Here is a 12,773-nt window from a genome sequence, read left to right as displayed (position 1 = left end):
TCCTCCCAGAAAGAAACTACTTATGCAAATAGGTTTTTTGTACAGCACCAATGCTTCGAATTCTTTCTTCAGCCATGCGATCTGCGGCTTGATATGACGGGATATTGTCTCGCTTTGACACTTCAAATACTCTCGTCATTGAATGATACAACTCTTCGACTTTTTGCATGACACGCTCTCGGTTGTATCCAAGCAATTCATCATACACATTGATGACACCACCAGCATTTATAACATAGTCAGGTGCGTAAATAATTCCTTTTTCATGCAAAACGTCTCCGTGACGTTGCTCTTTTAGCTGGTTATTCGCTGCACCCGCAATGACGGAACTTTTTAATCTTGGAATTGTATCGTCATTAATGACAGCTCCAAGCGCACAAGGAGCAAAAATATCACATTCTTGATCATAAATATCTTCTGGGGCAACAGCGGTTGCATTCCATTCGTTTACCGCACGGTCCACCGACGGTTGATGAATGTCACTTACAATCAGCTTTGCTCCTTCTTTGTGTAAGTACTTTCCAAGTTCAAACGATACATTGCCGACCCCTTGCATCGCTACCGTTCTCCCTGAAAGTGAATCGGTACCGAACGCTTCCTTAGCCGCTGCCTTCATTCCAACGTACACACCATAAGCGGTTACAGGTGAAGGATTTCCTCCTGAACCAAACGCTTTTGACTTTCCGGTTACATAGTTGGTTTCTTGGTAAATGGTGTCCATATCCGCTTCTGTTGTACCGACATCTTCAGCAGTAATATACCGGCCGCTTAACCCTTCAATGTATCGACCAAACGCACGGAACATGCCTTCATTTTTATCTTTACGCGCATCGCCGATAATGACAGCTTTCCCACCACCTAAGTTCAAGCCAGCCGCTGCATTTTTATAGGTCATTCCTTTCGCTAGACGCAAAACATCACGGAGGGCATCTTCTTCGTTGTCGTAGTTCCACATTCTCGTCCCACCTAAAGCAGGACCAAGTGTTGTATCATGAATGGCAATAATCGCCTTTAAGCCTGATGTCTTCTCCTGACAAAAGATGACTTGCTCATATTGATCGGTTTGCATCTCCTCAAACAATTCCATCGTCCATTCCTCCTCTTACGTTGAGCTTCTTGTTGTCTATAGTAATTGCAAAAACTGTGCCAACCGTTTTGTCTAGAAATTTGCCGAAACACCCTGCAGAATATTGCACATACGCAAATTATTGCAGGTCACTTTCTGCAAGCTGGTGCTTCTCCAACTTATAATATAGATTTCTTATCGAGATTCCAAGCGCTTTTGCCGCCTGCGTCTTATTTCCGAAATTTTCTTTCATTGCGTCAGCGAGCAGCTGTTTCTCATAAACACCTAATTGCTCGTCTAACGTACCTCCTGTTTTACTGGATGTTTGGAGTGTACGAGACGAAGGTTTTTGCATGAGTGAAGATGGAATCTCTACATTGTTCATAACCGCTGAACGATAGTCTAAATGAATAAGCGCCCGTGCGATCACATTTTCTAACTCCCGAACATTCCCTGGCCAATCATATCGTTGCATGCTTCTTTGATTTTGTTCAGTAATGGACTGGACGAACCTTCCATACTCACTGTTTAGCTTCTCTAACAAATGATGGCTAAGCGGCTCAATATCTTCTCTTCGTTCGCGAAGGGAGGGAATATGGATCGGCATCTTATTTAAACGATAAAACAAGTCAGAACGAAAATCACCGTCGCTCATTGCCTCTTCTAATTTCACATTTGTTGCTACGATGACGCGTGTATCAATGGGGATCGACTTCGTACCTCCAACGCGTACAATCTCTTTCTCTTGAAGGACTCTAAGAAGCTTTGCTTGCATTGGCTTTGGTAACTCACCAATCTCATCTAAAAAAATACTGCCTTTATGAGCTTCTTCAAACAACCCTCGTTTTCCTCCGCGTTTCGCACCGCTAAATGCTCCTTCTTCATAACCGAACAGCTCACTTTCTAACAAAGAAGGGGCTAAAGCGGCACAATTCACACGAATAAACGGCTCGTATTTACGGTTACTTTCATTATGGATCGCGTGGGCAAACAATTCCTTACCTGTGCCCGACTCCCCTCGTAATAGTACATCAACTGGAGTATTTGCACTTACCCTTGCCTGTTCTTTAGCTAGCATGAGGGCAGCGGATTGACCAACAATGTCATCAAACGTGTATTTGGCCTCTAACGTGCGTATTCGCTGCTTTGCCTCTTCAAGTTGAACGGTAAGTTCACGAATTTCGGACACATCGTGCAAAACACCTACGCTACCTTTTAACTCTCCATTAACGAGGATAGGAGCTACGTTTACAATTACATCCCGACGGGCATTGCCTACTTTCATTTGCGTGCCACGCACGGGCTTACGAGTACGTAACGCTTTCATATGCATGCTTTCGCCTTCAGCAATGTCTTTCGTTGCAGGTTGTCCAATCACTTCTTCTTCTTTTAATCCAGTTAACCTTGTGTAAGCTGGATTAATCATAAACTGTGCCTTGTTCATCTACGACCGAAATGGCTTCATCTGAAGAATGGATAATCGCTTGTAGCATACGTTGAACACTTTTTAAGTTCGTAATTTCAGCTGTGATTTCTACATGCTCGGTAATGTCTTTAAATACAGACAATGCGCCTATACAACGTTGGCCATCCCAAAGAGGAACACGTGTTGTAATAATTTGCTGACCGTTTTCAAGTTGTTGTTTTTGGTGATGCTCGCTTTGTTTCGTTTCAACAACACGAGGCAAGCGACTGCTAGGCATGTCTTGGACGAGTGGTCTTCCAAGCATGTGCCGTGCGCTTAGACCTGTCATCGCTTCTGCGCTAGGATTAAAAACCGTCGTCATACCCGCTTCATCAATGGCAATCATCCCGTCATGTAGATTGTAAGATCGCCCGGTGCAAACGTTGGTTTGCATCTTTTTCTGTAAGCATCTGGTAAAGTAAATTACAGACGTGAGCGGGCACAATCGCAGCAGTATGACGAACATGATTTTGCAATGACCGAAGCGCTTTTGTGTCTCCTGTCGCCTCAAAAATAACATCGGGTTTGACATCTTCATATAAAGCGATTGCATCCGTTCCCGTTTGAATGTTCTGCTGTTTAGCTAAAACAATTCCTGGAGCGTCCTTCTTTAAGTCTGCAACGGCATACACTCGCATCTGTTCATACTGCAACAGTAGATGGTACAACGCCGTCCCTCCACGTCCTGCTCCGACAATTAACGCTTTCTTCACTCCATTCACCCGCCTCGCTTAACTACGTATCCTCTCCCTCCACTATCCATGAACTTTTAAGAATACGCAAGTGAGCACCCAAAGACGAGTTGGACGATTTGTGCTATGATAAGAACGTACACTTTTGCTGTAGGAGGGTCTTCTTTTGCGCCTAATTGCCTTGATCGTCTTACTCATTCCTGTTTTTCTCGCAGGTGTGGGTATTAAGTGGATGCGGGATGTTGTTTTCGCTGTCCAAGTGAGCCCTTTTCCGAACTTCACACTACAATTTATAGCTGGGCTCTTGCTATTTGTCCTTGGAATGGGCTTTATCGGTGGGTTTATCTTTCATCGTGACCGTAAAAATGGCAAACTCGCACCTCGTTTCCAAAACAAAAAAGAAGCGACGAATGATTAATACCATCCGTCCGCTCCAGACATAAGCGCTCTATTTTTTATCCACTCTAGTGGGTCTTCTCGTAATCCCGCGCCTAATAGAGAAGCGATTGAAGTTAACGAATGAATTCGCTTCTCTTCCATTAGAAACAAAAGCCCCATTTCAGAATCATCAATAACCCTTCGATCTGTTAACGTCCACACAGCTCCACTCGTCGTTTGTAATGCGTACAATAACGCTGTACTCATTGATGACCCGACCCCTTCATGAATTCGATAACTAAGCTCCCTTTTCTCTGCTTCCATAAGCGATGCTGTGTCTTCTTTAGCAAGATGAAGTGTACGATTTTCATGAACACTTTCATATAAAGTGATCGCATCCATTAACTTTACTTCCCCAAACACTATGTCCGGCTTTATACTGCGCTTTCTTAAATCTGGAACGATATCATTTACTGCTATGATGATGGGCGCAAGTTTCCGAATGTACTTTTTGATGATTGTAAGATCACGTAAAATGTTCGCATAACGCTCAACGATGAGAATGGGCCGATCAACCGTAGCTCATTCGCGAATTTCATGGAGCGAATCGCCTCTCCCATATGTACCAATTTTTGTTCAACCGTTCGTTGCTTCTCCGATACTTCCTTTTGTTTTGCGCTTTCTATTAGTCGCTCCACACGTTCTGGGTCATAATATTTGATTTGACCTAACATTTCCCATTTTCCCGACCTTCGAATGTGCAATGCGCCATTTTTCACGCGTACTTTACGATTTTGCTGAATTTGCTTTACATCACCACGATGCACCAAATCAAACACGGGAATATGATTGGCGATCAGTTTTTTTACACCTTGATGCCATTTCCTCCCCGTTAATGACGCTCTCGCATTAATGACGGCAACGGTTCGCTTTTCTATGAAATCAAGTGCTCTTAACTCGGTAATGTCCTCTTCTTCAATCACCACAATTCTTTGATAAGGAATCTCTTCACGGTTTGTCGTCAGTAGCCGACATACAACGTCTTCAATCATTCCGACACGCATGTTTCTTACCTCCTCCAGACATGTTCCTCCATACTATGCCCGAAGCCGATAAAAATCATCATAGATTAAAAAAGAACAGCCCTTCATGCGGACTGTTCTTTTCGTTCTTGTCGACATCAGTTGAAACGTTAAGCTCTTTAAAAGTCTTCTTTACGTTAGCTTACTTTATGTTCAATCCGAAGCTTATCAGCGACCATCGCGATGAATTCACTGTTGGTCGGTTTAGCTTTTGACATACTGACCGTATATAAACGCCGTAGTTACGGTATTTTCAGAAAAACTTATCGGAATTGAGTTTATGTGAATCCGATAAATTGGGCGTTAGTTTATTGCAATCTCAAGCGCAAATTTATAAGAAAGGATTGGCGCAAAATTGGACAAGCAATTTACGTTTTTATCACGCAAAGATAACGCAATTACTCGCTTTGACATCGAAGAAAAAACCGAAGAGTTTTTAGAAGTTAAGCGAAAGCTCGGCCGTTCCCCTAAAACTCTACGCACCTATCGCCAATCGTTAGAACAGTTTTCGAAATGGTACAAGGAAGTCGGTGAACCTACGCTAACTCAACCGGTCATAATCGACTACATTGATTACTTGCGCAACAAAGATCGCTGGGACGAACATCCGACCAGCCCCACGAAAAAAGGAGGCGTTACAGGACGATCACTTAATAATGCTTTGCGCAACCTAAGCTCGTTTTTCGGCTATTTTACATCGATCGGTGAGATACGGGTAAATATCGTGAAAGGTATCGGTAAGTTTAGCCAAGAAAGCGATACGTTTTCGATATTTACCGACGAAGATGTTAAAGCTCTGATTTCAGCGCCCGTTCAACGAACATATACAGGATTCCGTGACTACTGTATGATGCTCGTACTTATTGACGCAGGGCCGCGTTCAACTGAACTAACGCAAATAAACGTATCAGATTTCGAAAGTAAGGTCGGACAAATTACGTTACGTGCTGAAACAACGAAGGATAAAAAGTCGCGTATATTACCGCTGTCACGCTTTACCGTTCGCAACCTTAACAAGCTGGTTGCATTTACAAACACGGACGGTGATGATCCGTTGTTTTTAACGCAATTCGGTGAACGTTGCCATCGCGATACTTTTGCTAAGAACTTACACAACTATGGGCGGCGTGTTGGTGTTAAAACGCGCGTGTCTCACCGCACACCTTCCGCAACTATTTTGCCGTTAAGTACCTAAAAAATGGCGGTGATGTATCGTCACTCATGCGCATACTCGGGCATACGAGCTACAACATGACGCATGTCTACGTTAAGTACGCAGAAGTTGACGTGAAACAATTGCACGAAAAGTCTTCTCCCGTAGACTCTTTAGTCAACAATGGCGCAGAAAAGAAGCGTGGCACTGTACGTTTTAAATAGTGGAATATAAAGACCCGACATTAAGTTGTGTCGGGTTTCTTCCTTATAATATGCGTCAACTTGTCCAAAAGTCATCATCTCCTACCGCATACCCCTCCGCTCTCAACGTCAAAATCAGCCGACGCCCCACGCTATACGACGGCTCATGCCGGTCACTTTGCGCAAGTCTGCTGATGGTACTGCTCGGCACGCCGGCGGCAACTGCCAGTTTACTTTGCGTTATGGATTGCGCGTCCAAGTAGCGTCCAAACTTTGATCGTTCTTTTCCGAGTCCCATCAAAACCACCTCCGAAATTTTATCCCGAATATTGGAATTATGTACGAGCCGCCTACCATAGTATCTACTAAAGCAGTTGCGTCGGCATTTCGCATTTCCCGTTTAGTTGCTACTAAAGTATCCGCTAAAGTAACGCTGCTATAGTAATTTGCGCAAATAACGTAGTCTAACGGCAAAAACGTAATCTGTTTAAAACGCGGCGGAGGAAAGCGAAGCGAGTGATTGTAATTGGCGGGGCGGCGCCGGCTGAAATCTGAATAATCGGAGGGTTTTGTATGTACGCAATTAATGACGTAATTGTGCAAGGCTACGCGGTCGTCCTCGGCACGGGCGGCGTATTGATCGGCATGGCGCTAACCGAGCGCAAGCAAGTCCGTAGGTCGACGCAGACAGCACGTATTATCGCCGGCACTGTAGACGCAGTATTGCCGTTTTTGTTGATCGGCGGCTTGGTCGCTTTTGTTGCGCTAAATCCGTTAATGAGGTGGTGACGTCATGTTACGCAATTATCTAGCGATGCGACGCCACAGGACGCGCCTCACCGATTGTTTTCATGCGGCCGGTCTATATTTGCGCTACAAGCACGACAAAACTGAGCGCTACATTTATCCCAAGATACACGACGTTAAGTTGACCGCTGACTATACGCGTTATGTATTCACGTTGCCTAACGGCTTAGACCCGCAGACAGTCCGTAAGGGCGAATACGCGTTTTACCAGTTTTACGGCGCGCAAATTAAGCTGACTTCCGACGACATCAAAAAGTACGTCCTTACGATATTCCACGGCGGGGCGCTAAAATCCTTCCGGTGGCGCTACGAAGACTTTGCGCAATCTATGGCAGGGCTACGCTTACCTGTCTATTGCGGTAAAGATGCGTACGGTCAACACGTCACCTACGACATGGCAGACGCGCCTCACTTGCTGATCGCTGGCGAAACGGGTAGCGGCAAGTCTACGCAGGTGCGGTCGATACTGACTACGCTCATATTGACGCAAGACCCGCAAGACATCGAAATATACCTCGGCGACTTGAAGCGCTCGGAGTTTCATTTGTTCCGGCATGTCGCGCACGTAAAGTCATTAGACGTAACGGCAGACGCTTTGTTATCTACTTTGCGCAAATTAAGGCGGTTACTTACGACACGCGGCGCTCTTTTAGACGCTAATGGTGCGGCAAATGTCGTTGACCTTCCGGCTGCCCTACGTCCGCCGACCGTTTTACTTTGCATCGACGAAGTGGCTCTATTAAAAGGTGATAAGTCTGCGCTCGAAATTATCGAAGAAATTAGCGCGTTAGGGCGTGCTCTTGGCGTTTATTTGATACTGTCGATGCAGCGACCGGACGCAAAGGTACTCGACGGTAAACTGAAAGTTAATCTGACGGTACGCATGGGCTTTCGGACGGCAGACGCAATCAACGCAAGGATTATCGGCACGCGGGGCGCGGAGTCCATTACGTTAGCCGAGCGCGGGAAGTACGTATTCAAGCACGAAACTTTGACGGAATTACAAGCGCCGCTGTTAACGTTAGACGACGCTGTAAAGACGCTGACGCCGTTTTATGTTACGCCTGACACAAACGTTCACGCAACGGAAGAAAACGCCGTCATCGGGCGCACAGAAGCGCCTACAAACACGCCGTCAAAATCGCAACAAATATTCGGTCTGTTGGACGGCAAAGGAGGCGGTCAAAATGAACGCTAGAGATCGCGCAATACTGGCTGACTTGCGTAACTTTCGCGCGCTAACACGGACGCAAATAATCACGCTACACTTCGGCGGACTTAAAAACGCCGTGGCGTCGTGTAACCACGTACTCTTACGGTTGAGGCGACAGGGACGCGTAAAGGCGGTGACTGATCGTCAGGAATACGTGTATATGGCGGCAGATACGCAGATAAAACCGGACAGCACGAAACTGCCGCACTTTTTACGGATTGCCGACTTTTATATAGATTGCGCAAAGTATGAGGATCCGGCGTTATTTACGGTCGAGCCGCGCGTTGGTGCGAAAGGTAGCGTCGAGCCGGACGTGTTTATGATATGGAAGAACGCGCCCTTTTACGTGGAAATACAGCGCACGCAATACTCCGCCCGCGTATTTAGCGACAAACTGGCGCGGTATGAACGCCACTATAACGGCGGCGATTGGCGCAATTACGAGTGGCAGCCGGCGGATGGCGCATTGTTTCCGCACGTGTGGATCGTTGGTGCAACGCAGTATGACGTGGGCGGGACGCCGTTTAACGTACTACAGTCGCGGAGTGTTGGCGAGTTATTTGCATTGACTTAACAATAATTAAATTAATTTCAGATTAATACTTGATGATTGTTATATTAACATGATAAAATTAGGTAACAAATTAAACAAGGAGCGTGACGAAGATGACAAAATTAGAAATGTATGAGGCGATCGAGAAAGCAAAAGAAGAATTGGAAGGAGAATACAACTTCATCGGAATCCGCTTCGAAGATAAAGAACGTCAAGTCGGTGAGATCATCGAAGACTACAGCCGCCATAACGACGAACGAGAAGACGAGCGAGAATTTCCTGATTACGGGACCGAAGAATACGAAGAAATGGAAGAATTCGACGGAGTAAGTGCTTGGGACGTCGTTGCATCAGACGAACAATACTCTTACCGCAAGGAGCAAGCTGACGAACCTGCAAAACGAGGATACATCACAAACCACTGCTACCTTATCGCAAGCAAACACGTGATGGGCGACCCGGAAAGTATCTTAGACCACAACGAGATCGTCATGATCGACGCTAAGGTGATTGCGCAATTATTCTAACGAGGGGCTTCGGCTCCTCTCAATAAAACTTAGGGTAGCGACCGACGCTGTGAGGAGATAATAAAAATGGACAAGTTTAACGGATATGAGGAAAGAGCAGATTTTGGATACGATGTAGAATTTGAAGGATCAACTTACAGACTTTTGGGACAAGCGCAAATAAGCCACAAAACGGAATACATGGATACACCAAACGACGAACAAGACCTTTACTATTCAGCGCAAGCAGTAAGCGAAGAAGGCGAAGAAGCAACCGTATACTGGTTGGCGAACGACAACTGGCGAGAAATCGAAGACGAATCAGAAGTATGTGAGTGGGATACAGTGGACTACATTAGATAATGGAGTGGAAATTATGGATAAGCACGAATTTTTAAAAGAAATCCTCACACGTCAAGAAGCGCAAGAATTGGCGGGGATGACACGCCCTACCTTTTTATATCATGTAAATAAAGGTCATATAAAACCGGCGAAAGAATCTGGCACTGGCACTGGTAAGGTGCAACTATTTTGGAGAGAAGATGTAGAAAATTTAAAGGTGGGAAATTATAATGCCGAGAAAGATTGATCTAACTGGAAAACGTTACGGTGTGTTAACCGTCACCGAACAAGCCGAAACCGTCAACGGTCGTATTAAATGGTTATGTGAGTGTGAATGCGGAAATATCGTTACCGTAAAAGGTATCTATCTGACAACAGGCGAGACTAAATCATGTGGATGTTTAAAAACAAAACAAGAACAAGAAAATTTACGTAAACAATACGACAGAAAACGAGTTAATGACGTAGCAATGCCGCTATTTAAAGGCAAAGAACCACGCAAGGATAGCTCGACAGGCTATCGTGGTGTAAGCAAATACTATACGCAAAGTGCGGGCAATTTGAGGTACCGTGCGTGGATCACCGTTAAAGGTAAACGATACTATAAGACAGGCTTTTTAACCGCTGAAGATGCTTACAACAATGGTCGCCTGCCACTGGAGGAAAAATATTTACCGAAAAATAAAGCCCCCGCCAATTAAGGTGAGGCTTTTACTGTTACTTCGTCCACTCGTCCTTATGGCGCTCCAATGACGCCGCCTGTTTCCGCGCCTTGCCCGTCGTATACTTATTCGAATAAACGGTATACGCGATCACGGCTAACGCACCGCCATTCGCCAGCACTTCGAGCCAGGATTCGTCGATGACCACGCCAAACTGCGCCTGTAGCGCCAAAAATACCGCCGCAGCAAACGCCACGACGTACTCTACGATACTTTGCGCAACAGACTTCGTATTCTTATTAGCCGCCATTATTTACCGTCCTCCTGACGTTTTTGCATCGTTGTATATTGCGCACGCGTTACGGGATGATTAGGACGCTCGCCGTTAACGATGCCGCGATCCGTAAACTCCGCCCACGCGTCTTTATGTGCGTCCGGTACAGTCTCGGACGGTTGCGCGAGTAATGCTTTAGCCACTACGCCAAACGCGTCGCTCTCCGTCAAAGAGCCGTTCTTGTACGCATCATTTTCGTTCTTATTGCCGTGTCTGCGCAAAATATCCTCAAACCCGTTTTTACCGCTCGCCCACTGAAAGTTTTCCGCTTTGATAATGACCGCCTCCTGTTTCGTATATTCTGACGCTACTTCTTCCGTTGGCACAACGCCGATGCCCGCTTTGAACGCCGCAAAACCTTCGCGCAATAAGTTAGCCGGGCAGTTCTTGCCGGTCTGCGCGCGGTGCGTCTCTACGTTTGCGAGTGTAATGCCCCACTTTTTCATAAGGTAAGCGATAAGTTGCTGCCCGCGCCGCTTCGTTTGCGCCCAGTTGCCGTCGCTGTTTACGCATAGCTCGATGCCGATACTATTTACGTTGCCACTGCCGGCGTGCCAGCCGCGTTCCGTGTCCGGTAAGTGTTGACGTATTTCGCGTGAGTCAACGCTGTAGTGCCACGACACCGACCGCGCCCGTGCGTCCGCACCTTTTACGTAGCGACCGTGCATGGCAGCATTGGCGCCGCGTGCCTGTTTGCCGTTTCATGTACGATTATCTTGCGCGGAGTCTGCTGGATTTGCGGGCGGTTGCGTGCGCTTGTCGGTATTAAATCGCTGATAATCTGCATAGTTGCGTACTCCTCTCCTTCGTTGTGTTGCGCCTAATTAAACGGTAGATGCGCAGGGTCAACGCCTAGCATGACCGCCACAATTACGATTAGTGCGAGTAAAGCAACGCCGACGACGCGACCACCCAGCGCAAGGTACGCATAAGTGATTCGGCGTTATTCTGACTGCGGTCGGCGTTTTTTTCGTGCTCCGTCGTAAGGTGATCGACTTTATCGTCAACCGACTTTACTTGCGAGCTTAGTTCGAGCTCAAAAAGCTGCATCTTATGTGTAAGTTCCGTAATTTTTCCGTTAACGTCGGTAAAGCTCGCGTCTGTCGTGTGCTTGCGGTCGGCTACTTCTTTTTTTAGTTCGCCCATTTCGAGGCGTAGCGCTTCGTACCGTTGGATTAAGTCGTCAATTTTGTCCGTGTTAGTCGTGTTATTGCCACTCACTTCGTCGCCTCTCTTTCTGTTTGCGGCTTAAACTACATAAAAAATACGCCTTTTAGGCGCTCATATATTCCTCGAATGATTGCTCGGTGATTGACTCAAAACCGTCGGCGGTGAGCGCACCTAATGCGACAAATTGCGCAAGTTGATCGATGCGACACCAATTCTTTGCGTACCGTTCTTTCAGCGTTTCGTACATAAATCCCATAGTTACGCCTCCCTCATTTCTAGCGTTAGCAAACGTAAATCTTGATCCGTTTGCGCCTGTGCGATCGTCATATTTTCGATCCATAAATCCGTGATTTCTTGCGCATGAAGCATGTCGTTTAGTTGCGTATCGGTTACGTCTTGACCTAATTGCTGTATATTGCGTTCATCCGACGTTGGAAACCGTTTAATTCGCTTAGACACGAGCAACCCCTCCTAACACCTTCGTAATCCTTCGCACTTCGTCGCGTCAGGCTGAGTCATCTCGAATTTCAACTCAATCTCTGCCGGCTCTAATAGCTGTATCGAAAACTGGTCTTCGTTGCCTTCAGTTTCTTTGTCCATCTGCTGGTCGTTAGCAAAGGCGGTTATTTCAAGATCCTCATCCCTCTGCACCCAAACGATTAATTCATCGGTTTCACGGTTGATATAGTAGATGGCGGTGGATTGTTCCAGCAGTACCTCTTCGCCCTCTTGCCATTTGCCGTAAAATCGAACACTTGGATCGTCGCCTTTATCTACCGCAAAAGTTAGCGGAGGAATGTCTTCTTTGACGCTGAACTTAAAATAAGGATCGTAGAGGGTTTGCGGCTGAATGTGATCTGACCCCATTTCTGTAAACCATGCCGAAATTACACGATTATAAGACCACTCGCCATCGCTATTTTTACTCAGAATCAATAACCTCGGGGAATGTCCAGATGCCGCATGTTCTGAGCAAGCAATAAACACGTCATTGTTAGCGTCTACCGTAATTGAACAGTTCTCAATGTCGTGATCGCTAAAGTACCCTGCCACTTCCGTCTCCCAATTCTGCCCACCGTCCTCAGACTTAGCGTAATAAATAACCGTAGCTTCATAGTCCGCATGCTCACCGTGCCACGCTACGTGG

Annotated in this window: 20 protein-coding genes and 2 pseudogenes; 10 read left to right on the top strand and 12 right to left on the bottom strand. The window is 46.2% G+C overall.

Annotation, left to right across the window (positions count from 1 at the left end; genetic code table 11):
* Positions 1-16 precede the first annotated feature (16 nt).
* Together JCM19037_RS02270 and JCM19037_RS02265 are read right to left on the bottom strand one after the other, a co-directional pair.
* Positions 17-1,087: a Glu/Leu/Phe/Val dehydrogenase gene (locus tag JCM19037_RS02270; RefSeq protein WP_042397465.1), complete on the bottom strand. Its 1,071-nt coding sequence runs from the start codon at positions 1,085-1,087 to the stop codon at positions 17-19.
* Positions 1,088-1,205: 118 nt separating this feature from the next.
* Positions 1,206-3,244: pseudogene (locus JCM19037_RS02265) on the bottom strand (sigma 54-interacting transcriptional regulator).
* 145 nt (positions 3,245-3,389) lie between these two features.
* Here JCM19037_RS02265 and JCM19037_RS02260 point away from each other — a divergent pair.
* Positions 3,390-3,641 (top strand): DUF2627 domain-containing protein, encoded by a 252-nt coding sequence (locus tag JCM19037_RS02260; RefSeq protein ID WP_042397462.1) that lies wholly within the window; start codon positions 3,390-3,392, stop codon positions 3,639-3,641.
* Here the strand turns inward: JCM19037_RS02260 and JCM19037_RS02255 are convergent.
* The 3 genes and pseudogenes from JCM19037_RS02255 to JCM19037_RS29805 all read right to left on the bottom strand — a co-directional run.
* The gene (locus tag JCM19037_RS02255; RefSeq protein WP_042397458.1) at positions 3,638-4,003 is read right to left on the bottom strand and encodes a hypothetical protein; all 366 of its coding nucleotides are present in this window, start codon (positions 4,001-4,003) and stop codon (positions 3,638-3,640) included. The two genes, JCM19037_RS02260 and JCM19037_RS02255, sit on opposite strands and share 4 nt — an antisense overlap.
* A 74-nt stretch (positions 4,004-4,077) precedes the next feature.
* Positions 4,078-4,665: a hypothetical protein gene (locus JCM19037_RS02250; protein ID WP_042397457.1), complete on the bottom strand. Its 588-nt coding sequence runs from the start codon at positions 4,663-4,665 to the stop codon at positions 4,078-4,080.
* A gap of 155 nt (positions 4,666-4,820) precedes the next feature.
* Positions 4,821-4,913: pseudogene (locus JCM19037_RS29805) on the bottom strand (sporulation transcription factor Spo0A); the annotation flags it as partial.
* A gap of 125 nt (positions 4,914-5,038) precedes the next feature.
* Between JCM19037_RS29805 and JCM19037_RS02245 the strand changes: the two are divergent.
* Positions 5,039-5,878: a tyrosine-type recombinase/integrase gene (locus JCM19037_RS02245; RefSeq protein WP_042397454.1), complete on the top strand. Its 840-nt coding sequence runs from the start codon at positions 5,039-5,041 to the stop codon at positions 5,876-5,878.
* Positions 5,879-5,934: 56 nt separating this feature from the next.
* Positions 5,935-6,060, top strand: coding sequence for a hypothetical protein (locus tag JCM19037_RS28105; protein WP_152548901.1), 126 nt, complete (start codon positions 5,935-5,937; stop codon positions 6,058-6,060).
* Between the two features lie 55 nt (positions 6,061-6,115).
* On the opposite strand, the gene JCM19037_RS02240 is transcribed toward JCM19037_RS28105, so the two are convergent.
* Positions 6,116-6,337: a helix-turn-helix transcriptional regulator gene (locus JCM19037_RS02240; protein ID WP_052363465.1), complete on the bottom strand. Its 222-nt coding sequence runs from the start codon at positions 6,335-6,337 to the stop codon at positions 6,116-6,118.
* Between the two features lie 275 nt (positions 6,338-6,612).
* On the opposite strand from JCM19037_RS02240, the gene JCM19037_RS02235 reads away from it, so the two are divergent.
* From JCM19037_RS02235 to JCM19037_RS02205, 7 genes are all read left to right on the top strand, one after another.
* Positions 6,613-6,828: a hypothetical protein gene (locus tag JCM19037_RS02235; RefSeq protein WP_042397448.1), complete on the top strand. Its 216-nt coding sequence runs from the start codon at positions 6,613-6,615 to the stop codon at positions 6,826-6,828.
* A gap of 4 nt (positions 6,829-6,832) precedes the next feature.
* Positions 6,833-8,044 carry an FtsK/SpoIIIE domain-containing protein gene (locus tag JCM19037_RS02230; RefSeq protein ID WP_042397446.1) on the top strand — a complete coding sequence of 404 codons (1,212 nt, stop codon included), beginning with the start codon at positions 6,833-6,835 and terminating at the stop codon, positions 8,042-8,044.
* A 175-nt stretch (positions 8,045-8,219) separates the two neighbouring features.
* The gene (locus tag JCM19037_RS02225) at positions 8,220-8,633 is read left to right on the top strand and encodes a replication-relaxation family protein (RefSeq protein ID WP_238544501.1); all 414 of its coding nucleotides are present in this window, start codon (positions 8,220-8,222) and stop codon (positions 8,631-8,633) included.
* A gap of 92 nt (positions 8,634-8,725) precedes the next feature.
* On the top strand, positions 8,726-9,139 hold the full coding sequence (locus JCM19037_RS02220; protein ID WP_042397439.1) for a hypothetical protein: 414 nt from the start codon (positions 8,726-8,728) through the stop codon (positions 9,137-9,139).
* 66 nt (positions 9,140-9,205) lie between these two features.
* A complete protein-coding gene (locus JCM19037_RS02215) occupies positions 9,206-9,481 on the top strand; it encodes a hypothetical protein (protein ID WP_052363464.1) in 276 nt (91 codons plus the stop codon).
* 13 nt (positions 9,482-9,494) lie between these two features.
* Positions 9,495-9,707, top strand: a complete 213-nt coding sequence (locus JCM19037_RS02210) for a hypothetical protein (RefSeq protein WP_042397437.1) — start codon at positions 9,495-9,497, stop codon at positions 9,705-9,707.
* Positions 9,691-10,161 carry a hypothetical protein gene (locus tag JCM19037_RS02205; RefSeq protein WP_042397434.1) on the top strand — a complete coding sequence of 157 codons (471 nt, stop codon included), beginning with the start codon at positions 9,691-9,693 and terminating at the stop codon, positions 10,159-10,161. Before JCM19037_RS02210 ends, JCM19037_RS02205 begins: the two co-directional genes overlap by 17 nt.
* A 16-nt stretch (positions 10,162-10,177) precedes the next feature.
* Here the strand turns inward: JCM19037_RS02205 and JCM19037_RS02200 are convergent, their stop codons facing one another.
* The 6 genes from JCM19037_RS02200 to JCM19037_RS25450 all read right to left on the bottom strand — a co-directional run.
* Entirely contained in the window at positions 10,178-10,432 is a 255-nt protein-coding gene (locus JCM19037_RS02200) for a hypothetical protein (RefSeq protein WP_042397431.1), read from the bottom strand.
* Positions 10,432-11,124, bottom strand: a complete 693-nt coding sequence (locus tag JCM19037_RS21885) for an N-acetylmuramoyl-L-alanine amidase family protein (RefSeq protein WP_052363463.1) — start codon at positions 11,122-11,124, stop codon at positions 10,432-10,434. The genes JCM19037_RS02200 and JCM19037_RS21885 overlap by 1 nt, the downstream gene beginning before the upstream one ends.
* Positions 11,125-11,332: 208 nt before the next feature.
* On the bottom strand, positions 11,333-11,677 hold the full coding sequence (locus tag JCM19037_RS02190) for a hypothetical protein (protein WP_042397430.1): 345 nt from the start codon (positions 11,675-11,677) through the stop codon (positions 11,333-11,335).
* Positions 11,678-11,729: 52 nt separating this feature from the next.
* Entirely contained in the window at positions 11,730-11,882 is a 153-nt protein-coding gene (locus JCM19037_RS23890; protein ID WP_081828986.1) for an XkdX family protein, read from the bottom strand.
* Between the two features lie 2 nt (positions 11,883-11,884).
* The gene (locus tag JCM19037_RS02185; protein WP_152548900.1) at positions 11,885-12,085 is read right to left on the bottom strand and encodes a hypothetical protein; all 201 of its coding nucleotides are present in this window, start codon (positions 12,083-12,085) and stop codon (positions 11,885-11,887) included.
* Positions 12,086-12,097: 12 nt separating this feature from the next.
* A partial coding sequence (locus JCM19037_RS25450) for a hypothetical protein (RefSeq protein WP_042397424.1) occupies positions 12,098-12,773 on the bottom strand: 676 nt, incomplete at its 5' end.

Source organism: Geomicrobium sp. JCM 19037 (assembly GCF_000698105.1).
Classification (GTDB): domain Bacteria; phylum Bacillota; class Bacilli; order Bacillales; family Marinococcaceae; genus Geomicrobium_A.
The sequence above is the reverse complement of the archived record's forward strand: the minus strand, read 5'-3'. Positions and strand labels throughout refer to the sequence as shown.

What these genes read in the sequence shown, in the direction of transcription:
- JCM19037_RS02215 (WP_052363464.1), top strand. Translation starts at nt 9,206, where the DNA reads ATGGACAAGTTTAACGGATATGAGGAAAGAGCAGATTTTGGATACGAT.
- JCM19037_RS02240 (WP_052363465.1), bottom strand. Translation starts at nt 6,337, where the DNA reads ATGGGACTCGGAAAAGAACGATCAAAGTTTGGACGCTACTTGGACGCG.
- JCM19037_RS02235 (WP_042397448.1), top strand. Translation starts at nt 6,613, where the DNA reads ATGTACGCAATTAATGACGTAATTGTGCAAGGCTACGCGGTCGTCCTC.
- JCM19037_RS02220 (WP_042397439.1), top strand. Translation starts at nt 8,726, where the DNA reads ATGACAAAATTAGAAATGTATGAGGCGATCGAGAAAGCAAAAGAAGAA.
- JCM19037_RS02210 (WP_042397437.1), top strand. Translation starts at nt 9,495, where the DNA reads ATGGATAAGCACGAATTTTTAAAAGAAATCCTCACACGTCAAGAAGCG.
- JCM19037_RS02255 (WP_042397458.1), bottom strand. Translation starts at nt 4,003, where the DNA reads ATGGATGCGATCACTTTATATGAAAGTGTTCATGAAAATCGTACACTT.
- JCM19037_RS21885 (WP_052363463.1), bottom strand. Translation starts at nt 11,124, where the DNA reads ATGCACGGTCGCTACGTAAAAGGTGCGGACGCACGGGCGCGGTCGGTG.
- JCM19037_RS02205 (WP_042397434.1), top strand. Translation starts at nt 9,691, where the DNA reads ATGCCGAGAAAGATTGATCTAACTGGAAAACGTTACGGTGTGTTAACC.
- JCM19037_RS23890 (WP_081828986.1), bottom strand. Translation starts at nt 11,882, where the DNA reads ATGGGATTTATGTACGAAACGCTGAAAGAACGGTACGCAAAGAATTGG.
- JCM19037_RS02250 (WP_042397457.1), bottom strand. Translation starts at nt 4,665, where the DNA reads ATGCGTGTCGGAATGATTGAAGACGTTGTATGTCGGCTACTGACGACA.
- JCM19037_RS02270 (WP_042397465.1), bottom strand. Translation starts at nt 1,087, where the DNA reads ATGGAATTGTTTGAGGAGATGCAAACCGATCAATATGAGCAAGTCATC.
- JCM19037_RS02230 (WP_042397446.1), top strand. Translation starts at nt 6,833, where the DNA reads ATGTTACGCAATTATCTAGCGATGCGACGCCACAGGACGCGCCTCACC.
- JCM19037_RS02225 (WP_238544501.1), top strand. Translation starts at nt 8,220, where the DNA reads ATGGCGGCAGATACGCAGATAAAACCGGACAGCACGAAACTGCCGCAC.
- JCM19037_RS28105 (WP_152548901.1), top strand. Translation starts at nt 5,935, where the DNA reads ATGACGCATGTCTACGTTAAGTACGCAGAAGTTGACGTGAAACAATTG.
- JCM19037_RS02200 (WP_042397431.1), bottom strand. Translation starts at nt 10,432, where the DNA reads ATGGCGGCTAATAAGAATACGAAGTCTGTTGCGCAAAGTATCGTAGAG.